Annotated in this window: 19 protein-coding genes; 5 read left to right on the plus strand and 14 right to left on the minus strand. The window is 70.8% G+C overall.

Annotation, left to right across the window (positions count from 1 at the left end):
* Positions 1-186: 186 nt before the first annotated feature.
* Positions 187-1,473 carry an ABC transporter substrate-binding protein gene (locus tag ACFWQG_RS16005; RefSeq protein WP_378508616.1) on the minus strand — a complete coding sequence of 429 codons (1,287 nt, stop codon included), beginning with the start codon at positions 1,471-1,473 and terminating at the stop codon, positions 187-189.
* A 116-nt stretch (positions 1,474-1,589) separates the two neighbouring features.
* Positions 1,590-2,675 (minus strand): ABC transporter ATP-binding protein, encoded by a 1,086-nt coding sequence (locus tag ACFWQG_RS16010; RefSeq protein WP_378508617.1) that lies wholly within the window; start codon positions 2,673-2,675, stop codon positions 1,590-1,592.
* Positions 2,676-2,873: 198 nt separating this feature from the next.
* Here ACFWQG_RS16010 and ACFWQG_RS16015 point away from each other — a divergent pair, with 198 nt between their 5' ends.
* Complete coding sequence (locus ACFWQG_RS16015) at positions 2,874-3,575, plus strand: hemerythrin domain-containing protein (protein ID WP_378508618.1); 702 nt, start codon at positions 2,874-2,876, stop codon at positions 3,573-3,575.
* A 33-nt stretch (positions 3,576-3,608) separates the two neighbouring features.
* On the opposite strand, the gene ACFWQG_RS16020 is transcribed toward ACFWQG_RS16015, so the two are convergent.
* From ACFWQG_RS16020 to ACFWQG_RS16075, 12 genes are all read right to left on the minus strand, one after another.
* Positions 3,609-4,403, minus strand: coding sequence for an inositol monophosphatase family protein (locus ACFWQG_RS16020; protein WP_378508619.1), 795 nt, complete (start codon positions 4,401-4,403; stop codon positions 3,609-3,611).
* A 25-nt stretch (positions 4,404-4,428) separates the two neighbouring features.
* Positions 4,429-6,162: a phosphonate ABC transporter, permease protein PhnE gene (gene phnE / locus ACFWQG_RS16025; RefSeq protein ID WP_378508723.1), complete on the minus strand. Its 1,734-nt coding sequence runs from the start codon at positions 6,160-6,162 to the stop codon at positions 4,429-4,431.
* A 14-nt stretch (positions 6,163-6,176) separates the two neighbouring features.
* The gene (gene phnC, locus ACFWQG_RS16030) at positions 6,177-7,001 is read right to left on the minus strand and encodes a phosphonate ABC transporter ATP-binding protein (RefSeq protein WP_378508620.1); all 825 of its coding nucleotides are present in this window, start codon (positions 6,999-7,001) and stop codon (positions 6,177-6,179) included.
* Positions 7,002-7,041: 40 nt separating this feature from the next.
* Positions 7,042-7,995, minus strand: a complete 954-nt coding sequence (locus ACFWQG_RS16035) for a phosphate/phosphite/phosphonate ABC transporter substrate-binding protein (protein WP_378508621.1) — start codon at positions 7,993-7,995, stop codon at positions 7,042-7,044.
* Between the two features lie 288 nt (positions 7,996-8,283).
* Positions 8,284-9,516, minus strand: a complete 1,233-nt coding sequence (locus ACFWQG_RS16040; protein WP_378508622.1) for an alpha-D-ribose 1-methylphosphonate 5-triphosphate diphosphatase — start codon at positions 9,514-9,516, stop codon at positions 8,284-8,286.
* Positions 9,513-10,250 carry a phosphonate C-P lyase system protein PhnL gene (locus tag ACFWQG_RS16045; RefSeq protein ID WP_378508623.1) on the minus strand — a complete coding sequence of 246 codons (738 nt, stop codon included), beginning with the start codon at positions 10,248-10,250 and terminating at the stop codon, positions 9,513-9,515. The genes ACFWQG_RS16040 and ACFWQG_RS16045 overlap by 4 nt, the downstream gene beginning before the upstream one ends.
* A 7-nt stretch (positions 10,251-10,257) precedes the next feature.
* Positions 10,258-12,105: an alpha-D-ribose 1-methylphosphonate 5-phosphate C-P-lyase PhnJ gene (locus ACFWQG_RS16050; RefSeq protein WP_378508624.1), complete on the minus strand. Its 1,848-nt coding sequence runs from the start codon at positions 12,103-12,105 to the stop codon at positions 10,258-10,260.
* The gene (locus ACFWQG_RS16055) at positions 12,105-13,226 is read right to left on the minus strand and encodes a carbon-phosphorus lyase complex subunit PhnI (protein WP_378508625.1); all 1,122 of its coding nucleotides are present in this window, start codon (positions 13,224-13,226) and stop codon (positions 12,105-12,107) included. Before ACFWQG_RS16055 ends, ACFWQG_RS16050 begins: the two co-directional genes overlap by 1 nt.
* 1 nt (position 13,227) lies before the next feature.
* Positions 13,228-13,812 carry a phosphonate C-P lyase system protein PhnH gene (phnH, locus tag ACFWQG_RS16060; RefSeq protein WP_378508626.1) on the minus strand — a complete coding sequence of 195 codons (585 nt, stop codon included), beginning with the start codon at positions 13,810-13,812 and terminating at the stop codon, positions 13,228-13,230.
* Entirely contained in the window at positions 13,813-14,250 is a 438-nt protein-coding gene (locus ACFWQG_RS16065; protein WP_378508627.1) for a phosphonate C-P lyase system protein PhnG, read from the minus strand.
* A complete protein-coding gene (locus ACFWQG_RS16070) occupies positions 14,247-15,011 on the minus strand; it encodes a GntR family transcriptional regulator (protein WP_378508628.1) in 765 nt (254 codons plus the stop codon). The genes ACFWQG_RS16065 and ACFWQG_RS16070 overlap by 4 nt, the downstream gene beginning before the upstream one ends.
* A gap of 93 nt (positions 15,012-15,104) precedes the next feature.
* Positions 15,105-15,584: a nitroreductase family deazaflavin-dependent oxidoreductase gene (locus ACFWQG_RS16075; protein ID WP_378508629.1), complete on the minus strand. Its 480-nt coding sequence runs from the start codon at positions 15,582-15,584 to the stop codon at positions 15,105-15,107.
* Between the two features lie 142 nt (positions 15,585-15,726).
* Here ACFWQG_RS16075 and ACFWQG_RS16080 point away from each other — a divergent pair, with 142 nt between their 5' ends.
* From ACFWQG_RS16080 to ACFWQG_RS16095, 4 genes are read left to right on the plus strand one after another with little or no spacing between them, the layout of a single operon-like run.
* Entirely contained in the window at positions 15,727-16,521 is a 795-nt protein-coding gene (locus tag ACFWQG_RS16080) for an LLM class F420-dependent oxidoreductase (protein ID WP_378508630.1), read from the plus strand.
* A gap of 40 nt (positions 16,522-16,561) precedes the next feature.
* The gene (locus ACFWQG_RS16085) at positions 16,562-19,366 is read left to right on the plus strand and encodes an FAD-binding and (Fe-S)-binding domain-containing protein (RefSeq protein ID WP_378508631.1); all 2,805 of its coding nucleotides are present in this window, start codon (positions 16,562-16,564) and stop codon (positions 19,364-19,366) included.
* 29 nt (positions 19,367-19,395) lie between these two features.
* Positions 19,396-21,186, plus strand: coding sequence for an ABC transporter substrate-binding protein/permease (locus ACFWQG_RS16090; RefSeq protein WP_378508632.1), 1,791 nt, complete (start codon positions 19,396-19,398; stop codon positions 21,184-21,186).
* A 4-nt stretch (positions 21,187-21,190) separates the two neighbouring features.
* Positions 21,191-21,940 carry an amino acid ABC transporter ATP-binding protein gene (locus ACFWQG_RS16095; protein ID WP_378508633.1) on the plus strand — a complete coding sequence of 250 codons (750 nt, stop codon included), beginning with the start codon at positions 21,191-21,193 and terminating at the stop codon, positions 21,938-21,940.
* Positions 21,941-21,952 lie beyond the last annotated feature (12 nt).

Here is a 21,952-nt window from a genome sequence, read left to right on the forward strand (position 1 = left end):
GTCGTTCCCTTTCGTTGCGTCTGTTTTTGGGTGACCGTTGCGCTTTCCTCCCCCCCCCACCGCCCCTCCCCCCCCCCTCCCCCCCCTCCCCCGCCGTTGGGGCGCGGCTCGGCAGAGTCAGCCATCGTGAACTACCTGATTTCCTCGTCTCGCGTGAATCTGCCGAACCGGCAGGCCGCCCGGGGCCTACTTCGCGGCGTTGACGATCGCGGCGGACATGTCCGCCGCGGCCTGGTCGACCGTCACCTTGCCGGTCAGCGCGGCGGTCGCGTTGTCCTGGATCGCCTTCGAAATCTGGCTGTAGTACGGCGTCACCGGGCGCGGCTGCGCGTTCTCCAGCGCCGCCTTCAGCGCGGGCAGGTACGGGTACTTCGCGATCAGCGCCGGATCGTCGTACACCGAGGCCAGGACCGGCGGGAACGAGGCGTCAGCGAACGACATCTGGTTCTCCGGGTTCTGGATGAACGCGACGAAGTCCCGCGCGGTGGCCTTGCTCTTCGAGAAGACGTTGATGCCGTCGTTGTAGCCGCCGAGGGTGGAGGCACCGGCGCCTGCCGGGCCGACGATCGGGGCGACGGCAACCTTGCCCTGCACCGCGGACCCGTCCTTCTCCGCGTTGGTGTACATGTACGGCCAGTTGTATGCGTACAGCGACTCGCCGCCGACGAACGCGAGGTTGGTCTCCTCCTCGGTGAACGAGGTGGACCGCTTCGCGATCTGCCCTGCGGTGTACGCGTCGACCATCGCCTGCAGACCGGCCTTCGACTCCGACGACTCGACCTCGGGGGTCTTGCCGTCGTCGGCGACGACCGAGCCGCCCCACGAGTTGATGAACTGGGTGCTGTTGACGGTCAGGCCCTCGTACTGCTTGAGCTGGGTGACCAGGCAGTCGACGGACTTCTCCGTCGCGACGGCGCAGCTGTCGGTGAGCGCCTTCCAGTCCGCGGGGGCGGCGGGCACCAGGTCGGTGCGGTAGTACAGCAGCTGGGCGTTGGTGTTCTGCGGCGCGGCGAACAGGGTGCCGCGGTAGGTGGCGCTGTCGACGGTCGCGGGCAGCAGCGCCGCCGTGTCGATTGCCAGCTCGCCCTCCAGCGGCTGCAGCCAGCCGTTCGCGGCGAACTCCGCGGTCCAGGTGACGTCGAGTGCCATCACGTCGTAGTCGGCGTTGCCCGCCTGCAGGGACTGCACCAGCTGGTTGCGCTGGTCGTCGGCCTCACCCGCGAGTTCCTTGAGGGTGACCTGCTCGTCGGGGTGCGCGGCGTTCCACTTCTCGATCACCGGCTGCAGCTTGTCGACGTCGTTCTTGCCCATCGCGAACGTGATCGCGCCGCGGCCGTCGAGGTTCTGGCCGACGGCCTCGTCGACGCTGCCGCCGCCGCTCGACCCGTTGTCACTGGAACAGCCGGCGAGCGCGAGCAGCAGGGCGGCCGATGCCGCCACCGCGATCCGCGACCGCGTGTTGAAAGAACGCATGGTCCACCTTTCGAAAGGGACGTGTCTCCGGCCTCGGGCCGGGGCGTGTGTCGTCGCCTACTGTGGCACGACACGCGGGCGATTTCGGCGATTACCCCCGCACTGGATCGGTGCGGTCACCCGAGCCGTCGGCCGTCGGCGACGGAGAACAGGTGGATCTCGGCCGGGTCGAGATGCAACCGCACCCGGGCGCCCGGCCGCGGCGGCCGCCGCCAGTCCGCGCGGGCGACGATGGTCTGGCTCGCCCCCGCCCCGGCCGCGCGACCGTAGACGTAGGCGTCGGACCCGAGTTCCTCGACCACGTCGACCTCCATCTCGACGCCGGTGTCGGTGCCGCCGTCGGTCGGCTCCAGGTGTTCGGGCCGCACCCCGAGGATCACCTCGGCCGCGCGGGCCCGACCGAGGGTGTCGCGGGGCACCGGCACCACGATCTCCCCGAACCGGACGCCGCCGTCGGCGACGGGCAGGGTGAACAGGTTCATCGACGGCGACCCCATGAACCCGGCGACGAAGACGTTCGCCGGCCGGGAGTACAGCTCCCGCGGCGAGGCGCACTGCTGCAGCACCCCGTCCTTGAGGACCGCGACCCGATCGCCCATCGTCATCGCCTCCACCTGGTCGTGGGTGACGTAGACGGTGGTGGTGCCGAGACGACGCTGCAGCTGCGCGATCTGGGTGCGGGTCTGCACCCGGAGCTTCGCGTCGAGGTTGGACAGCGGCTCGTCCATCAGGAACACCTGCGGTTGCCGGACGATCGCCCGACCCATCGCGACCCGCTGCCGCTGGCCACCGGAGAGGGCCTTCGGCTTGCGGTCCAGGTACGGCTCGAGGTCGAGCATCGTCGCCGCCTCCTTGACGCGGCGCGCGATCTCGTCCTTCGGGGTCTTCGCCAGCTTGAGCGCGAAGCCCATGTTCTCCGCGACCGACATGTGCGGGTACAGGGCGTAGTTCTGGAACACCATCGCGATGTCCCGGTCCTTCGGTTCCGCGCCGGTGACGTCCCGGTCGCCGATCAGGATCCGCCCGGAGTGCACGTCCTCGAGGCCGGCGAGCATCCGCAGCGAGGTGGACTTGCCGCAGCCAGACGGCCCGACCAGGACGAGGAACTCGCCGTCCGCGATGTCGAGTTGCAGGCGGTCCACGGCCGGAGTGTCGGAGCCGGGGAACAGGCAGGTGGTCGAGTCGTAGGTGACTGTCGCCATCGGGTGCGTCGTTCCCTTCACCGGCGGCGTACGCGCCGGACGATCCATGGTCGTGGTGCTGCGCCGGACAGTATCGCAGGGCAGCGCCGCGGCGCAGTCGGTCCCGTGCGCGGGGTTCACGCGGGACGTTCCGCGACGGACAATGGACATGGCCGGATCGGCCCGCGGGCGCGGGCCGCAGCACAGGAGGCAACGACCATGAAACCGGACCTCGACGCCCCCGCGGACACCCGGGTAATGGGGATCGTCCACTCCGCCCTTCGGCGGGACCTGCTCCGCCTGCAGATTGTTCTCGGTTCCGGACCTCCGGACGACGATCGCCGCGTCGAGTTGGCCGATCACGCGCTGTGGATGATGGAGTTCCTGCGACACCACCACGAGGGGGAGGACACCGTCCTCTACCCGAGGGTCGTCGAGCACAACCCCGAGTCGGCGGACCTGGTCGCCCAGATGCAGCGCGATCACGCCCTCATCGATCCGGCGATCGACGACGTGGACGCGGCCGCGCACGACCTCCGCGACGGTGTCCCGGGGGCGCAGGACGTCCTGGAGGCGGCCCTCACCCGGCTGTCGGCGGTGCTGCTCCCGCACCTGGACCGCGAGGAACGCCAAATGATGCCGGTCGTGTCGGCCAGCATCACCGACGGCGAGTGGCGCGCGTGGGACGACGAATGCAACATCAAGCCCAAGTCGATCCGGCAACTGGGCCGGGAGGGGGTGTGGATCCTCGACGGGTTGGACGCGGTGGGCAGCGACCACCTCGTCCACCTGGTCGGTCCGGTGCCGCGCTTTGTGATGCTGCACGTGCTCGGGCCGCACAACCGGCACCACTTCGCGGACCTGTGGAAGGGCACCGCCGCCGCCGACGTTCCGTCGCAGCAGCTCGACTCGGGGCGCTGACCGAAAACGGCGGCGCGGCGGCGCCGCCCGGGGTCAGCCGCGGATCACCTCCCGCAACTCCCCGGCCAGCTCCGGGGTCGCGGCGACGATGCCGCTCCAGCGGCGCGTGAGGTCAGTGTCGAACTCGATCGGCCTGTCGAACGCGTCGAGGACCGCGCCGCCGGAGGCGCCGACGAGGACGGTCGCGGCGGCGATGTCCATCAGGCGGTGCGTGTCGCTGCCCGCGTCGACGAACGCGTCCACCGCACCGGTTGCGACGAACGCCGCGTCGATGGTGCTGCAGCTCAGAATCCGGATCCGCTTCGCGGCATCCGCGACCCGCGTCCAGGCCTGCCAGTTGCGCGCGTGCGGCCGCAGCACCGACACCGCGGCGCCGCGCAGATCCCGGCAACCGCTGGTGGTGAACTCGGACCGGTTCCGCGCCGCCCACCACTGCTGGCCGGTGTGCAGCCACACGGTGAGCGCTTCGGTGAACTCGCCGTCGACGACCACGGCCGCGCTGAAGCAGGACAGCGGGACCCCCGCCGCCGCGTTCGCGGAGCCGTCGACGGGATCGACGACGAGGGAGACGGCCGATCCGACGTCCACCCAGCCACGCTCCTCGGAGAGCACGTTGACGCCCGCCGCGGTCGCCGCGGCGATGATCGCGTCCTCGACGAGGACGTCGACGAACATGGTGGGGGTGCCGTCGGCGCCGTCCATCGCGACGGCGGCGAGCGTGGCAGGCGGATAGCTGGCGACCGCGTCATGATAGGCGCGAACCGCTGCTGCGGCGGCGGAACGGAGCGCCGGGTTCGCTTCCGCGGGAAGCATTTCCGTGTGGATCATCGAAACTCTCCGGGTCGGGGTTCGGTCAGGATAGGGCGCGCCGCATCCACATCGCGATGCCCTCGACGACCATCACCACGGCGAAGACCATCAGGACGATCATGGTGACGACGTCGAACTGCATCACCCGGGCGGCGTTCATCAGGTAGAACCCGATGCCTCCCGCGCCGACGACGCCGAGCAGGGTTGCGGCGCGGATGTTCACGTCGAGTTGGTAGAACAGGTGCGTCACCAGGGGCGGTGCACACTGCCGCAGGGTGGCGGCCCCGAACACCTGGATCCGGGTCGCACCGCCGGCGGACACCGCCTGCTGCACCCGCACGTCGGATTCCTCGAGCGAATCCGCGATCAGCTTGCCGAGCAGGCCGACCGCGCCAACGGACAGCGCGAGAGCGCCTGCGGTGGCGCCGAGGCCGGTGATGACGATGAAGATGATCGCGAAGATCAGGTCCGGGATGCCCCGCACCAGCACGATGACGATTCGGAAGAATCGCGCAACACCGGGGGTGGGGGCCACATTCCGGGCCGCGAGCACCCCGATCGGCAGCGCGAGTACCAAACCGAGAAACGTTGCGGCGAACGCGATCTGGACGGTGACGAGAAGCTGCGCGAGCAACTCGTCACCGATTCCGCCGGTAGACGGGGGCACGAACAGGCCGAGGATCGACCACAGCGAGGAGAAGCCCTCCGACATCCGGGAGAGGTCGATGCCCGCACCGACCGTTGCGGCAACCAGCACGGTCGCGGTGACAACGAGGTACGCGGTGCGGCGGATCCGCTCCGCGGTCCACGGCGGGCTGATTCGGTAGCCCCCGGTCGGGGTCCGCAGCGCCTGCCCGGACACCGATCCGGGTCGGGCATCCACCCAGCCACCGCCCGCGCCGGTGACCCGCGCCGCGATCCTGACCCGCAACCCCGCGCGGACCGGGGTCGCCGGGCCGAGCAGCGACCTCCGCGCGGCGCCGGAGATCATCTCGACGATGATGCACAGCGCCATCACGAAGAGCGCAAGCGCCATACCTCGTTGGTAGTCGAGGGTTTTCATGGCCAGCGACAGTTCCATGCCGATGCCGCCAACACCGACATAGCCGAGGATCACCGAGGCCCGCAGGTTGATGTCGAAGCGGTGCAACGCCGTTGCGACGAACGCGGGCATCGCCTGCGGGACCACGGCGCCGGTGACCTGTTGGGACCAGCTGGCTCCCGCCGCGCGCAGCGCGTCCCTGGGGCCAGCGTCGGTGTCCTCGATCGCATCGGCGTACAGCTTGCCGACCATCCCGACCGAGTGGATCCCCAACGCGAGAATACCGGCGACCGGGCCGAGCCCGAACAGCCGCAGGAACAGGATGGCGAGCACGATCTCGGGGATGGCGCGGGTGATCACGATGACCGCGCGGGCGGCCCAGCGCAGGGCGGGGGACCGGCTGGTGTTGCGGGCGGCGGCGAGGGACACCGGCGCGCTCAGCACGACGCTGAGCACCGTGGCGCAGGTGACGATCGCCAGGGTCTGCCCCGTCATCCGCATCAGATCAGCGAAGGGTGGAAAGTCCAGCGGCAGCGTTCTGGACACGAAATCGACTGCGTTGCCGATACTGTCGGCAAAGGTGGCGAGGTTGATCCGCAGCGACGCGATCGACCACAGTGAGGCTCCCAGCCATCCGGCCAGCACGAGGGCCACCCCGATTGCCGTCGGGGACGGCCGGTTCAGGGTCCGTCGCAGCCGACGATCGCCGGCGTGCCGGGGAGTGGGGGAGGTCAGGACGGCCACGGCGGTCAGACCAGCTGCGGTGCGGCGTCGGCCGAGGCAACGGACGCGTAGATCGACATGGTCTCGTCCCTGCCGATCGTCGACACCGGCTTGTCGAGCACCACCCTCCCGGACCGCAACCCCACCACGCGGTGCCCCCAGGACAGCGCCAGCTCCACCTGGTGCAGGCTGCACACGACGGTGAGGTTGTCCTCGGCGGCGACCCGGGAGATCAGCGCCATCACCTGCGCCGCCGACTCCGGGTCCAGTGAGGCGACCGGCTCGTCGGCGAGCAGGATCCGGGGCCGCTGCACCAGTGCCCGCGCCACCGCGACCCGCTGCTGCTGCCCGCCGGAGAGCGTGTCGGCCCGCTGAAAGGGACGGTCCGCCAAACCGACCCGATCCAACTGCTCCATCGCGGCCCGGCGCACCGACCTCGGGTACATGAACAGGCCAGCGCGGGGACCGCGCAGCGTGCCGAGTGCGCCGGTGCACACGTTCTCCAGCACCGACATGCTGCCGATCAGGTGAAACTGCTGGAACACGAACCCGACCTGACGGCGCAGCGCCCGCAGTCGCGCGCCCCGCGCCGTCTCCACGTCCCGTCCGAGCACCGTAACGGTGCCCGAGGTCGGCAGGTTGAGCCCGTCGAGCATCCGCAGCAGGGTGGACTTGCCCGACCCGGACAGTCCGAGCAGCGCCACCACCTCACCCGGGTACACCTGGAGGGACACGTCGTCGAGGGCTCGTACCGCTGGCCCGAACTCCTTGGTCACCCGGTCGAGGGTGATCGTCGGGGTGAGGATGCGGTCGATGGTCGCGCCGAGGGTGGAATGGGCGGGGTCGGGCATGGTGATCTCCCTGGATGGGTGGGGTGGGGGTGCCTGCTCGTCAGTTGTTGCAGGCCGCGGCGCGGGTGATGTCGCAGACCTTGCGGACCCCGTCGTAGAGCGAGTCCTCCACCGCCACATAGCCGTACTCGGCGTCCTCGGGCAGCGCGCAGGACGCCTCGTCGGCGCACAATCCGGCCTGCACCAGCGCCGGGCGGGTCAGCTGCTCACGAAAGATGGTGGTCAGCTTTGCCTGCAGCTCCGGCGAAAGGGTGGCGCTGATTGCGATGGGGCTGGCGGCGATGGTCTCCGACTTCCACACGACGGTGACGTCGCCGGGCTCGATCTGGTCCTTCTCGATGAGTGTCCGGTCGACGATGGTGTCGTATGCGAATCCGGCGTCGCACTGACCGCTGTTGACGGCGAGCACCGATGCGTCGTGGCCGCCCGCGAAGACCGGCGTGATGTCCTTCTCCGGGTCGATGCCCGCCTCCTTCAGCCCGGCGGACGGGTAGAGGTATCCGGACGTCGAGGAGGGGTCGACGAAGCAGACGGTCTTGCCGCGGAAGTCGGCGAGGGAGGTGATGTCCGATCCGGCCTTGGTGATCGCGTAGGACGTGTAGCCGGGTTCGGCATCGGCCGCGTCGACGGGGGCGGCGACGGGGATGGTCTCGACCCCGCTGTCCCGTGCGGTGATGTAGGAGAAGGGGCCGTAGCCGGCGATCTGTACCTTGCCCGCCCGCTGGCCCTCGATGACCGCGGCGTAGTCGGTGGCGTTCTGGAACTCGACGGCGTGCCCGGTCTCCTGCTCGATGACCTCGGCGACCAACCGGTACTGCTGCTGCAGGCTCTCGGAGTCCTCGGAGGGGATGGCGGCGAGCACCAGCGTCTGCGGGTCACCCGCGGCGGCCGCAGCGTCGTCGGCGCTGGCACTCGATCCGCATCCGGCAAGACCGAGGACGGCGACCGCGGCGGCCGCGGCGACACCGAGTGAACGGCGCATGTTGCTACCCATGGGAAGTCGTCTCCTTCTGTTCCCGCGCTGGCGGGCTGTCGTACGGTCGCGTGCTGACTCGGGTAGAGCGTCCGCGACGGCCGTGACCGCGGCTCCAACCTCAGATGAACCCCGGCGAAACGGGCAAGGGCGGGGAAGACGGCTTGTTCACCTGCCGGCTCGTCGCACTGCCGGGTGGTCGCACTGCCGGGTGGTCGCACTGCCGGGTGGTCGCACTGCCGGGTGAAGGGCACATTCGCCCGGTCTACCGGGGCAAAGGTGCCCTTCACCCGGTCGGGTGGCGGGTGCTCAGTGTGCGCGCAACACTGCCCGCACGACCGGACAGGTGTGCTCGAGGCCGACGAGCACTAGGTCCGCGCGGTGTCCGGGTTCGAGGGCACCGCGGTCGGCCAGGCCGACCGCCGTGGCAGGCCCGCTGGTGACCAGCGCCGCGGCGTCGGGCAGCGACATCACCTGCGCCCCGGCGAGCGTGAAGACAGCGCCGAGCAGCGACGACGGTAGGTAGTCCGACGCCAACGCCGTGACCAGCCCCCGTTCGGCGAGTTCCCGCCCGGACACATTCCCGGAATGCGACCTGCCGCGCAGGATGTTCGGCCCGCCCATCACCACCGACATGCCCCGCGACCGCGCCTCCCGCGCCGCCTCGACGGTGGTCGGGAACTCGGCGACGTCGCCGCCGCGGCGCGCCAGATCCGCGATCTCCACTGCCGACTCCGGGTCATGGCCGAAGATCCGGACCCGCCCGGTGCCGGACTGCCGCGCGAGCCAGTCCATCGACTCCTCACGGACCGGCAGGTTGCCCTCCCGTTCGATGAGCAGCGCGTCCACCCGTGCACGCGCCTCGTCCTGCGAGATTCCCGAAGTTCCAGCCACATACGTCTCATAGAAGGTGCGGTCCGCGTACTGCCCGATCCCCGGGGTGTGGTCCTCGTGGGAGATCACCGCGGGGCGCTCCGCGCTGATCGTGCCTGCCGCAGCCAACGCGTCGAGATGCCGTTGCAGGGCGACCAGACCCGGCCTGGACCGGACATCGAGCCGGTGCAGCACCCGATGGTCGACGAGTTGGCCGTCGACCGCACGCGCATTCCAGTCCGCGACCGCGCCACACATCTGCATCGCGGAATGCACGCTGCGCCCGTCCTTGGCGGCCTGACGGTCCGAGAACGACGCCCCGTGAAAGACGGTCGTGACTCCCGCCGCGCGGAGCTTGCCCTCGAACGACATCATCGAGAACATCCACGGCAGCTCGGCTCCCGGTCGGGGCAGGCGCTCCCGCTCGAGGCCGTCGGAGTGCACGTCCACCAGGCCGGGCAGGCAGAACAGCCCGCCGCCGTCAACGTCGACGCGGGTGCCGGGGCGCCCGACCCCGATCTCCGCGATCCGGCCGTCGCGCACCACGATCCGGGCGTCGTCGAGCACCCGGTCCGGGAGGACGGCGCGAACGTGGCCGAGAACGTAGTCCCGCGGCGAGTGCGGCAGGGACCAGGCCCTTGGCTGTTCCAGCGTGGTCGTCTCGCTCATGCCGCCACCCCAAGGACCTCGGTCGCGGTGCCCTGCTGGGCGATGCGGCCGTCACTGAAACGGATCACCCGGGTGGCCAACCGGTGCATCGCGTCCAGGTCGTGGAACACCGCAAGCACGGCCACCCCCTGAGCGGTCAGCGATGCGATCAACTCAAGGGCCCGTTCCCGATTGGCCGGGTCGAGCGCGGAGACCGGTTCGTCGAGGAGCAACAACCGGGGCGGGTGTACGGTGCCCGCGGCAAGGTTGACGCGCTGCCGCTCACCACCGGAGAGCACGCTGCAGTCGACATCCCACAGCGCCTCGTCCAGCGCCAGCCTGCGCAGCGAGTCGACGGCCGCATCCTGGGCCTCGTCCCGGTCGAGTCCCCGTCGACGACCCGTTGCCGCAACCACTTCCAGCGGTCCGGTCCGCGGCGGCGCGGACAGGAACTGGGAGACGTAGCCGAGTTCCCTGCCGCGCAGCCGGGCCATCTCCCGGTCCGGCAGCGAGGTGAGCTCCACCGGCCCGGCGTCGGTGCCGAGGGTGATGGTGCCGCCGTCCGGCAGGTAGCTGCGGTGCACGCACCGCAGCAGACTCGACTTGCCAGCGCCGCTGGGCCCGGCGAGCGCGACGTGTTCGCCTGTCGCGACGTCGAGGTCGACCCCATGCAGGGATGTCACGGTGCGCCCGTCGATCGTGTGCAGGGTGAAGGTCTTGCGCAGGTTGCGTACGGACAGAACGGTAGTCGTCATCGTGCTCTCACCTTCGTGCGGCCGCGACGAGCCGCTGGGTGTAGGGGTGGTGCGGGTCCTGGAACAGCTGATCGGTCAGGCCGGCCTCGACCACCCGGCCAACGTTCATCACCAGACAGCGATCGGTCAGCGTCTCGATGACGGCGAAGTCGTGGCTGACCACCACCGCGGCGGTGTCTCGTTCGGCGAGAAGCCTGCGCAGCAGGTCGAGCACCCCGGCGGCAACGGACGCGTCGAGACCGGTGGTCGGCTCGTCGAGCAGCAGCACCCGGGGGTCGGTGGCGAGGGCCTTGGCGATCTGCACGCGCTGGCGCATCCCGCCGGAGAAGGTGTGCACGGGGTCGTCCATCCGATCCAGGGGCACCTCCACCTTCTCCAGCAGGTGCGCCGCGCGGTCCCGGATCTCGCGGTAGTTCCGCCAGCCTGCTGCGGTGAGCCGCTCGGCGATGTTGCCGCCGGCGGACACCGTCAGGGTGAGTCCGTCGGCGGGGTTCTGGTGCACCAGGCCGATGGTGTCGACACGCAACGCCCGGCGGGCGGCGGCGTCCAACCCGAACACGTCCGTCCGGCCGCCCCCGACGGTGGTCAGGTACATCGACCCGGCGGTGGCGTTCTCCTCCCCGACGAGGCAGCGCAGCACCGTTGACTTACCGGAACCCGATTCCCCGATCAGGCCGAGCGCCTCCCCGGGTGCCACATCGAAGCCGACGTCCCAGGCCGCGACGACGGCGCCGGTGCGGGGGCTGATCGCGGTGCCGGTATCGGGGCCGGTGCCCGGTACGGCGTCCGCCCCGCCCGGGCCGTGTACCTTGCCGACGCCGCGGACGGCAAGCGTCCACCCCGCATCGGACGCCGGGACCGGGCGGGCCTGCTGGTCGGCGGGGTCACGCCTCCCTGCCGGCGCCGTTCCGCGCACCCGGCGGGTCGGGTCGGGGAGGAACCGCAGCGGCGCGTGCCCGCGGTGCCACGCCGCGTCCACGTCACCGTCCCTGGTGCGGGTGCACCATTCGATGTCACTGCACGCGGTGCGGCCGCCGGGCGCCTCGACCAGGAACGTGTCAACGGAACCACAACGGTGGCAACTCTGTTCGGCAGCGCCTTCCACCTCGAACGGGACGTCGTCGAAGGTGAGTGGGCGCACATCGGTGTACGGGGGGACCGCGAAGATGCGCTTCTCCCGGCCCGCGCCAAACAGCGACAGGTGCGGCGCGTCGTTCAGCCGCGGCACGTCCCAGCGCGGGATCGGGGTGGTGATCATGACGTAGCGACCGTTCACCAGGACGGGGTAGCCGGTGGTCTTGGTGATCACACCGTTGCGGACCAGGTCCTCGTACAGGCTCACCCAGATCATCGAGTAGTCGGCCTCGGCGTGCATCCGGGCGCACTCACGAACCGACTTCTCCACGCCGCGAAGCGGTTCCGCAACCGGAACTTGCAGCACCAGGGTCTGTCCCTCGACGAGGGGCTCCTCGGGGATCCGGTGCCTGCTCTGCACGACCGTGCAGTCGCGGCTGTCCTGGGTCTGCTCGCAGCGTTCACTGGTCACGATCAGGCGGCGCAGATTGGTGGCGTTGACGCCGTCGTCGTCACCCTGGTCGATGACCTTGACGGTGTCGGACGCACCGAGCAACCCGAGGGTGACCTGTAGTCCGCCGGAACCCCAGCCGCGGGCGACGGGCATCTCCCGGGACCCGAACGGCACCTGGTAGCCGGGGACGCACACGGCGGTCAGGGTCGCGCGGCGGATCTCCCGCTTGGAGCCCTCGTCGAGGATGCCGCGGCGGAAGGTCGCGGCGTCGAGGGAGTCGAGCACCGCCGCGGTGGTGACGGTGCGGCGGGTGTCGGTGATGGTCATCAGCAGGTCCTTCCGATGGGGTCGGCGTGACGACCGGTGATCTCGTCACCGTCGACGGCGCCGCGTACGGCCCGTTTCCGGTCGATCATCGACCGGAAGGTCACGTAGTGCGGCAGCTTGAGATGCTCGAGGAAGCCGCAGGAGTCGAGGCCGTCGGTGGTCAGCAGCAGCACCTGCTCGAGGCCGTCTGCGTCGCCGAAGCGTCGGCAGGCGATGTCGAGATTCGCCATCGCGATGGCCTTACGTTCGTTGTGTCCGAAGCACAGTCCGTACCCGACGTCGAACCGGCTGCGGTCCTCGTCGGGGCCGTTCAGGTCCTCGATCGCCTCACACTCTGAGGCCCGAATGTGGCCGAGCTGCACCGGGTTCCCGGTGTGCGGGTGAGCCACCCGCAGCGGCAACCGACCGTGCCGAACCTCGCCGAGGGTGACCTCGTGGATGTTGCCCTCGGGGCCGCGGATCGAGCGGTACCAGGTGCCGATCAACGATCCGGTCTCGGCGCGAGCCATGCTGGCCAGAATCGCCGACCGGGGAGCTGGCGGCCCGGCGGGATGCCGCGCGATGTCGAACGGCTCCGTCGGGGCCGCATCGGCAGCGGGACGGCTGTCCACCATCAGGTCCAGCTCGCGCAGCATCTCCGAGAACCTCCGCGGGCGGCGTTGCGGCTCGGTGCGTTCGGCAGCGGACGCCGTCACATCCGCATCGACGACCGACTCCGGGCGCGGGTCCCGGTCCAGTATCCGTCCGGTGTAGTCGCTGGTCCTGCCGAGCAGCTGCGGGCCGTCCGGGGTGCGATGCGCGGGCACGATGCGGCGCAGCACCACCATCTCGTCGGGGTCGATCGGCTCGCTGATCGCCAGCCGCGGCAGGGTCGACTGGTGCGCGCGGACCAGATGAGTGGCCTCGATGACGTCCCCCTCGGCCTGGCGCAGCGCGTCCGCGGCGGTGTCCTCGTGGTACAGGCTGCCCTCGCCCATCACCCGGTCGACCGCGAGGCGCATGCGACCGGTGATCTGCTGCGTGGTCAGCCACGGCGCCGGGTCGTCGTTCCTGGCATCACGCACCAGGGACTCGGCGGCGAGGATCGCGTCGAGTCCGCCGCGTGCTCCCGAATAACCCATCTCAGTTGTCCCTTTCGATCTCGATGACGGTGGTGCGCGGGATCCCCACCGCGGCGCCGTCGGGTGCGACGAGGAGCAGGTCGATTCCTGCGGGGAACCCGGAGACGAGCCGACCTCGAACCGACCAGAGGGCGGTGTCGAACCCGATCGGTGCGCATTCGACAACGTGCCGGACACCGGGTCCGGTCAGCCGGACCACCTCGCCGCCGGTGAGAGCCTCGACCGCGCAGACCACTGTTGCACCCGACTCGGGTCGCAATGCCATTCCGGCCGTGACGGACCCGAGTTCTAGCTCGGTCGGGCAGCGCAACGAGGTGACGAGCCGGGCGTCACCGAGCGCGGTGATCGGCGCACCCGTCGCGACCGCGACGACGGCCGCCCAATCCTCGGCGCCGAGCAGGTGCGCCGACGTCTCGAGGTCGGCCAATGCAAGCATCGGCAACAGCGCCGCGGGAAACGCGGTGTCGGGCAGGGACACCGGAAGCCCAGGGCGAGCGAAGGCGTCGAGCATGGCTCGGTACACCTGCTGCGACTGGTCGGGATTCAGGCCACCGCACAGCGTTGCGGCGGTGAGGGTCTCGCTCATCTAGGTCAGCTCCTCAAACTGGACGATGGTGGGGGCCAGCCGTGCCCACTCGTCGGCATCGGCCTGGCGGCGGGCGTCCTCGATCCGGGCGCAGAGCTCGAGAACCCGCTGCGTCTGCGGGCGCCGGGCCTGGACCTCGGCGTCGCACACCGCGGCGGCAAGGGTGGCGGTCCGGTTGTCGCCCAACCGCATCGCCCATCCCCGCGCACCGTCGAGGCTGACCTCTGCACGGCACGCGAGGACGTCGCCGAGGAAGAAGTGGTCGTGCGCGATCGGTTCTTTAACCTGCGCGGCGACCGACCCGACCTCCGGCGCGGTGAGCACCGCGAGCTCGGCGCCGTCGGCGAGGCAGGCATCGGCCAGGTCGACGAGATCACGCTCCGGCGCCGACGCGAGGAGTTCGGCGATCCTCTCGCGCCTCGACTCGTTGGGAATCACAGTGGTTCGACCTCTTTCGTGTTGGGGGCACCCGTCGGGTGGGGGGCTGGGGTATCGCCGATCTCCATCACGACCCGGACGGCGTCGCCGCGCATCCAGGCCTTGCTGTAGGTGAGTGCCGCGCCGGTGTCGGCGTCCCGGTTGACCGACTCCACCACCCACACCGGAACGGCGGTGGTCAGTTCGAGCCGATCCTGCACGTCGGGCGGCGGGATATCGGATGCGGTGCGGCACCAGGACCGGACGGACCGGACGTGCCCCATCTGCCGCAGCACCTCGTCGAGGGACTCCTCGACCCGCAGGCCGGCGGCCAGGTCGGGCACCGCCGGGTGCGCGATCCACTCGGACGTCAGGCCGGCGACCGCGTCGTTGATGAAGCTGAGCCGGAGCAGGCGGTGCGCGAGGGTACCCGCAGGCACCTCGAGGTGGCGGGCCCCGTCCGGGGGGAGCGGGGCGAGCGCGTGATCGAGAACCACCGCGCGCGGCACCGCGCCCGCGTCCCGAACGGTGCGGTGCCAGGACGGGCGCCGGTCCAGGGAGATGACGTAGTCGATTCGATTGCTCACGAAGGTTCCCGACCCCTGGACGCGGCGGACCCGCTGTCTACGTTCGAGTTCCTGAACCGCTCCGCGGGCGGCGGACCGCCCGACACCGAACCGCCGCATCAGGGTGTGTTCGCTGTCCAACCGGGCGCCGGGACGCAGGTGGGCGATCTCGGACTCCAGCTCGTCCGCGATGGCGCGGTAGCGGGGTTCGGTCATGCCACGACTGTGAGGGCACGGGTTGTACGGACAACTGCACCGCAGGTAACCGCGGGGGAAACGCCCGTGAACGGGTGCGAAAGTTGTCGGGAATCAGGGCGCGGCGGGCACCAGCCGCACGAACGGGATCAGCCGTCCCGCTGCGGCGAAGTCAGCGGGCGTGCCGTCCACCTCGAACCCCATCAGCCGGCACAGCGCCCGCCCCGCGCGGGGATGGCGGGTCGCATAGCGCGCCATCAGGTCGGCGCCGGTGTCCGGGTCGATCGTCGCCGCGTGCACCGCGAGGGTGCGGCGGCCGACCTGGATGGTGGTGTCCGGGGCGGCGAGCAGATTGCGATACCAGTCCGACCCCTTCCCGAATCCCGATGCGATGACGTAGCTGCCGTCCGGGGAGTGCTCGACCACCTCGAGCACCACCTCACGGGGCAGTCCGCTCTTCCTGCCGCGGTGGTGCAGCAGCAGGAATCGGCCGCCGAGCAGCCACCCCAGGCGGGCGCGATACAGCCGGATCGGGGTTCGGAACAGCAGCCTGCGGACACCGGTCGGGGGCCCGGGTTGCGCGACGACCTTCATGGCTGCACCTCTTCCTGGGTTGGACACGAACCACCATCGACGGTAGACCGCAGCGACCCCTGCGGCAGGTGACGCGCGGGGCTACCGTGAGAGGTCCCCGGAGTTCACCGTCCAGCCGCGGTCCTCACCACCAGGAGTGCCCATGCCCCGACCCGTCCGCATCGGTGTCCAACTCCAACCCCAGCACGCCCCGGAGTATCAGCTGCTCCGGGATGCGGTGCTCCGGGCCGAGGACCTCGGCGTGGACATCGTCTTCACCTGGGACCACTTCTATCCCCTCACCGGCGACCCCGACGGCGCGCACTTCGAATGCTGGACGATGCTCGGCGCGTGGGCCGAGCAGACCGAGCGGGTCGAGATCGGGGCGCTCGTCTCGGGCGGCGGCTACCGCAACCCGGACCTGCTCGCCGACATGGCCCGCACCGTCGACCACATCAGCCGCGGCAGGCTGATCCTCGGCATCGGCGGCGGCTGGTTCGAACGGGACTACACCGAGTACGGCTACGACTTCGGCACCGCGGGCAGCCGCCTGCGGCTGCTCGGGGAGTACCTGGCCCGGATCCGGGCCCGCATAGGGAAGCTGAATCCCGCCCCGACACGCCACATTCCGGTCCTGATCGGGGGCGGAGGGGAACGCAAGACGCTGCGGCTGGTCGCCGAGTACGCCGACATCTGGCACAGCTTCGCCGACCTCGACGCGCTGCGGCACAAGTCGCGGGTGCTCGCCGGGCATGCGGGCGACGTCGGGCGGGACGCCGAACACATCGAGCGGTCCGTCCCGTGGCCGGGTGCCGCCGAGGCCCAGGCCTTCGTCGACGCGGGCGTCACCCTGTTCACGGTCGGGACCGGCGGGCCCGGCTACGACCTGAGCGTCGTCGCGGAGGCCGTGCGCTGGCGCGACGACCGGTTTCCGCAGGCTCTCGCCGGGCTGGCGTGAGCGCCGCGCCCCGAAGCCGAGCAACGTGAGGCGCGACCCGGTGCCCGTCGACCGACTCGAAGCGGACCTGCGCAGCGCCATCGCGGGCGAGGTGGACTTCTCCGCCCGGCGTCGCGCCGAATACTCCACCGACGCCTCGAACTACCGCGTGGTCCCGCGCGGGGTGGTCGCCCCCCGCGACGCCGCGGACGTGCTCGCGGTCCGCGAGATCTGCGCGGCCCACCGGATCCCGCTGACCGGCCGGGGCGCGGGCACCTCCGTCGCCGGGAACGCGATCGGGCCTGGGCTGGTGCTCGACTTCAGTCGCCACATGAACGGGATCCTCGACGTCGACCCGGTGGCCCGCACCGCCCGCGTGCAGCCGGGCGTCGTCCTGGCTCGGCTCGCGGCGGCCGCCGCCCCGCACGGCCTCCGGTTCGGGCCCGACCCGTCCACCCACACCCGGTGCACGGTCGGTGGAACGTTGGGCAACAACGCCTGCGGCCCCCACGCCCTCGCCTACGGCCGGACCTCCGACAATGTCGTCGAGATGGACTGGCTGACCGGTGACGGCCGCCGGTTCGTCGCGGCCGACGACCCGTCCGTCGTCGACGGGCTGGACCGGTTCACCACGGCCAACCTCGCGGTGTTGCGCACCGAGCTGGGCCGGTTCTCCCGGCAGGTGTCCGGATACTCGCTCGAGCACCTGCTGCCCGAGCGCGGGCACCACCTGGCCCGCGCGTTGGTCGGCACCGAGGGCACCTGCGGCCTCGCGCTGGAGGCGACGGTGCGGCTGCACCCCGCCTCGGCGGCACCCGCCCTGGCGGTGCTCGGCTACGACAGCATGCCCGATGCCGCCGACGACGTGCCGAACCTGTTGCCGTTCAAGCCGCTTGCGATGGAGGGCATGGATTCCCGGCTGGTGGACGTGGTGCGCCGCGTGCACGGCAACGGCGCGGTCCCTGCGCTGCCGCGTGGCCGCGGCTGGTTGTTCGTCGAGATGGCGGGCGACACCGTGGCGGACGGGCTGGACGCGGGACGCCTGCTGATCGCGGCGAGCAACGCCGTCGACGCGGCGGTGCTCCCCCCGGGCCCGGACGCCGCGCGGCTGTGGAAGATCCGCGCCGACGGCGCCGGGCTCGCCGGTCGCACCGCGTCGGGCGGTCAGGCGTGGCCCGGCTGGGAGGATGCCGCGGTCCCGCCGGAACGGCTCGGCCGGTACCTGCGCGAGTTCGACGACCTGATGACCGATCACGGCGTCGAGGGGCTCGTCTACGGGCACTTCGGGGACGGGTGCGTGCACGTGCGGATCGACCTGCCGCTCGAGGACCGTCCGGAGGAGATGCGGCCGTTCATCCGGGCCGCCTCGCATCTCGTCCTCGGGCACGGCGGGTCGCCGTCCGGGGAGCACGGCGATGGCCGCGCCCGCGGCGAGCTGCTCGCCGACATGTACTCCCCGGCAGCGCTGGCGGCGTTCCGCGCGTTCAAGGCCCTGTTCGACCCCGACAATCTGTGCAACCCCGGCGTCATCGTCGACCCGGAACCGTTCGGCCACAACCTGCGCAGGCCAGCGGCACTTCCCCTGCCCGCGACGGGCGGGTTCGGGTTCACATCCGACGGGGGTGACCTGTCGAGGGCGGTGCACCGCTGCGTCGGTGTCGGGAAGTGCCGCGCCGACGACGGGTTCATGTGCCCGTCGTACCGGGCCACCCGCGACGAGAAGGACTCCACCCGCGGCCGCGCCCGGGTGCTGCAGGACATGGCGAACGGCAGCCTGATCCGCGGCTGGAACGCCACCGAGGTCCGCGACTCGCTGGACCTGTGCCTGTCCTGCAAGGCGTGCGGCAGCGAGTGCCCGACCGGCATCGACATGGCCAGCTACAAGTCCGAGACCCTGTACCGCGCCTACCGGGGCAGGGTCCGGCCGATCAGCCACTACACGCTGGGCCGGCTGCCGACCTGGGCGAGACTGGCGTCACCGGTCGCGGCCCTGGTCAACGCCGCGACCCGGCGCCGGGCGGTCGCGAGGCCGATGCTGGCGCTGGCGGGCGTCGACACCCGCCGGTCGATGGTCGAGCTCGCCCGCCGCCGGTTCACGGCGTCGACGGCCGACCCTCGCCGAGACGGCCCAGCTCCCCTTGGTTCCATTGTGCTGTGGTCGGATTCGTTCACCGAGTACTTCCGTCCCGGACCCGGACACGCGGCCGTCCGGCTGCTTGAGGACGCGGGCTACGGCGTCGAGATCGCCGCTCCCGGCGCCTGCTGCGGACTGACACTGATCACCACCGGGCAGCTCGACGCCGCGAAACGCAGGCTGCGGGATACCGTGCACCGGCTCGGCGGCCACGTCGCGGCGGGCCGGGCCATCGTCGGGGTGGAACCGTCGTGCACCGCGGTGCTGCGGTCGGACCTGACCGAACTGCTGCCCGGCGACCCGCGGGCCGCCGCCGTGGCGGAATCGGTCCGCACCCTCGGCGAGCTGCTCGACGCCGCGATGCGGGCCGGTTGGCGCCCGCCCCGCCTGGACGGGCTGCCGGTGGTCGTGCAGCCGCACTGCCATCAGCACGCGGTGATGGGCTACGACGCCGACCTCCGGGTCCTGCGCGCCGCGGGCGCGGACGTCGTCACCGTGGCGGGCTGCTGCGGGCTGGCCGGCAACTTCGGCATGGAGAAGGGTCACTACGAGATTTCCGTCCGCATCGCCGAAGCGGGTGTCCTGCAGCAGATCCGGGACCACCCCGGCGCGACGGTGCTGGCCGACGGATTTTCCTGCAGTACTCAGATCCGGGACCTCGCCGGGATCCGCAGCCTGCACCTGGCCGAACTGCTGGACGGCGCGGGCGGGTCGGGCGCTGCCACCCGGTGAGACGGCGCCGATGCGATTAGGCTCACGCCATGACCCGATCGGTCAGGCTGTGGGTACTCGCGCTGCTGATGGTGCTGGTGGCGGGGGCCGTCACCGCGTGCGGCGCGGGATCGGGTGGCTCGACCACCGACCTGTGCTCGCCGCCCGGGGTCGGTGCGGCTGCGGCGGCCCCGACGAACCTGGACGCCGCTGCCGCCGCGGCGGGGGAGGACCGGTACACCACCGCGACGACGACGCCCCTCGACCGGATCGACACCGCCGCGCTTGGGCTGATCGTGCCGGGAACGATCAGCGTCGGGACCCTCTCCGACGCGCCGCCGAGCATCTGCGTCAACTCCGCGGGCACCTTCACCGGTTTCGACAACGAGCTGCTGCGGGCGATCGCCGCGAAGCTCGGCCTGCAGATCCAGTTCTCGGGCACCGAATTCGCCGGTCTGCTCTCCCAGGTCGCGAACCGCCGGTTCGACGTCGGCTCGTCGTCGATCACCACCACCGACGACCGCCGCAGGACCGTCGGCTTCACCAACGGCTACGATTTCGGCTACTTCTCCCTGGTCGCCCCGAACGGCGGGCCGGTCCGATCGTTCTCGGACCTGAACGCGGGCACCAGGATCGGGGTGGTGCAGGGCACCGTGCAGGACGACTACGTCGTCAACACGCTGAAGCTGGACCCGGTGAAATTCCCGGATTACAACACCGCGTACGCGAACCTCAAGTCCGGGCAGATCGACGCCTGGGTGGCCCCGTCGCAGCAGGCGGAGGGCGCGATCAAACCCGGCGACGCCACCTCGATCGTGCAGAACACCTTCAGCCTCAACAACTTCGTCGGGTGGGCGGTGGCGCCGGGCAACCAGCCCCTGATCGACGCGCTGAACTCCGGCCTCGATGCAGTCATCGCCGACGGCACCTGGTCGCGGCTGTACTCGGAGTGGGTGCCGCGTCAGCTGCCGCCCGGCTGGAAGCCCGGCAGTCGGGCAGCACCGGAGCCGGTGCTGCCCGACTTCGCGGCGTTGGCCGCCGAACACGCGCAGGATCCCGCCGCCGAGCAGACCGCCCCGAAATCGACGGCCGCGCAGCTCCGGGACACGTTCTTCAACTGGGAGTTGTACCGCAAGGCGATCCCCGACCTGCTCACGACCGGGCTCCCGAACACGGTGATCCTCGCCCTCACCTCCGGCATCGTCGGCACCATCCTCGGGATGCTGCTCGCGATGGCAGGCATCTCCCGGACCCGGTGGCTGCGGTGGCCTGCCCGCGTCTACACCGACGTCTTCCGCGGCCTGCCCGCGGTGGTGATCATCCTGATCGTCGGTCTCGGGGTCGGCCCCCTGGTCAAGAACCTCACCGGGAACAACCCCTACTGGCTCGGCGCCGCGGCGCTGGCGCTGCTGGCCGCCGCCTACATCGGGGAGATCTTCCGGTCCGGGATCCAGAGCGTCGAACCGGGACAGATGGAGGCCGCGCGGGCCATCGGATTCGGCTACCGCAGGGCGATGACCCTGGTGGTGATCCCGCAGGGGGTGCGCCGGGTGCTGCCCGCGTTGATGAACCAGTTCATCGCGCTGATCAAGGACTCGTCACTGATCTACTTCCTCGGCCTGCTCGCCACCCAGCGGGAACTGTTCGCCGTCGGCCGGGATCTGAACGCGCAGACCGGGAACCTGTCGCCGCTCGTCGCGGCCGGCCTGTTCTACCTGGTGTTGACGATTCCGCTCACGCACCTGGTGAACCACATCGACAAGCGGCTGCGAACCGGGAAGGCCGACACCTCCGGCACCCTCGACGAGCTCGACCAGGCGATCGTCGTGGAGAGGGGATAGGACGTTGACCGCACCCACCGCCGACACCCGCTCCGGAAACCTGACCGGGACCGGACTGCACCTCGCGTTCGGCAGCAACAAGATCCTGCGCGGCGTGGACGTCCATGTCGACGCCGGGGCAACCACGTCGGTCATCGGCCCGTCCGGGTCCGGGAAGTCGACGCTGCTGCGGGTGCTCAACCGGCTCCACGAACCCGACGCCGGCGACATCCTCCTCGACGGCCGCTCGGTGCTGCGCGACGACCCCGACGCGCTGCGGCAGCGGATCGGCATGGTGTTCCAACAGTTCAACCTGTTCCCGCACCGCACCGTCGCCGACAACGTCGCCCTCGGACCCAGGAAGCTGCGGGGCCTGACCAGGGACGCGGCGCGCGAACTGGCCCTCGAACAGCTCGACCTAGTCGGGCTGCGCGCGAAGGCGGATTCGCGGCCGGCGAACCTGTCCGGTGGGCAGCAGCAGCGGGTCGCGATCGCGCGGGCGCTGGCGATGCGGCCGGAGATCATGTTCTTCGACGAGGCCACCTCCGCACTCGACCCCGAACTCGTCAAGGGGGTCCTCGCGCTGATGAGCGACCTGGCCGCGGGCGGCATGTCGATGATCGTCGTCACCCACGAAATGGGTTTCGCGCGAACGGTGTCCGATACCGTCCTGTTCATGGACGGCGGCGTCGCGGTGGAGACGGGTGCACCCGACGCACTGTTCGACGATCCGCAGACCGAACGGCTGCAGAACTTCCTCTCGCAGGTGCTGTAACCGCGGTCCCCG

The organism is Rhodococcus sp. NPDC058532, from assembly GCF_042719255.1.
In the GTDB taxonomy this organism is placed as follows: Bacteria; Actinomycetota; Actinomycetes; order Mycobacteriales; family Mycobacteriaceae; genus Rhodococcus_G.

What these genes read in the sequence shown, in the direction of transcription:
- ACFWQG_RS16050 (WP_378508624.1), bottom strand. Translation starts at nt 12,105, where the DNA reads ATGACCATCACCGACACCCGCCGCACCGTCACCACCGCGGCGGTGCTC.
- phnH (WP_378508626.1), bottom strand. Translation starts at nt 13,812, where the DNA reads ATGAGCGAGACCCTCACCGCCGCAACGCTGTGCGGTGGCCTGAATCCC.
- ACFWQG_RS16020 (WP_378508619.1), bottom strand. Translation starts at nt 4,403, where the DNA reads ATGATCCACACGGAAATGCTTCCCGCGGAAGCGAACCCGGCGCTCCGT.
- ACFWQG_RS16080 (WP_378508630.1), top strand. Translation starts at nt 15,727, where the DNA reads ATGCCCCGACCCGTCCGCATCGGTGTCCAACTCCAACCCCAGCACGCC.
- ACFWQG_RS16040 (WP_378508622.1), bottom strand. Translation starts at nt 9,516, where the DNA reads ATGAGCGAGACGACCACGCTGGAACAGCCAAGGGCCTGGTCCCTGCCG.
- phnC (WP_378508620.1), bottom strand. Translation starts at nt 7,001, where the DNA reads ATGCCCGACCCCGCCCATTCCACCCTCGGCGCGACCATCGACCGCATC.
- ACFWQG_RS16005 (WP_378508616.1), bottom strand. Translation starts at nt 1,473, where the DNA reads ATGCGTTCTTTCAACACGCGGTCGCGGATCGCGGTGGCGGCATCGGCC.
- ACFWQG_RS16070 (WP_378508628.1), bottom strand. Translation starts at nt 15,011, where the DNA reads ATGACCGAACCCCGCTACCGCGCCATCGCGGACGAGCTGGAGTCCGAG.
- ACFWQG_RS16090 (WP_378508632.1), top strand. Translation starts at nt 19,396, where the DNA reads ATGACCCGATCGGTCAGGCTGTGGGTACTCGCGCTGCTGATGGTGCTG.
- ACFWQG_RS16055 (WP_378508625.1), bottom strand. Translation starts at nt 13,226, where the DNA reads ATGGGTTATTCGGGAGCACGCGGCGGACTCGACGCGATCCTCGCCGCC.
- ACFWQG_RS16015 (WP_378508618.1), top strand. Translation starts at nt 2,874, where the DNA reads ATGAAACCGGACCTCGACGCCCCCGCGGACACCCGGGTAATGGGGATC.
- ACFWQG_RS16045 (WP_378508623.1), bottom strand. Translation starts at nt 10,250, where the DNA reads ATGACGACTACCGTTCTGTCCGTACGCAACCTGCGCAAGACCTTCACC.
- ACFWQG_RS16035 (WP_378508621.1), bottom strand. Translation starts at nt 7,995, where the DNA reads ATGGGTAGCAACATGCGCCGTTCACTCGGTGTCGCCGCGGCCGCCGCG.
- ACFWQG_RS16010 (WP_378508617.1), bottom strand. Translation starts at nt 2,675, where the DNA reads ATGGCGACAGTCACCTACGACTCGACCACCTGCCTGTTCCCCGGCTCC.
- ACFWQG_RS16075 (WP_378508629.1), bottom strand. Translation starts at nt 15,584, where the DNA reads ATGAAGGTCGTCGCGCAACCCGGGCCCCCGACCGGTGTCCGCAGGCTG.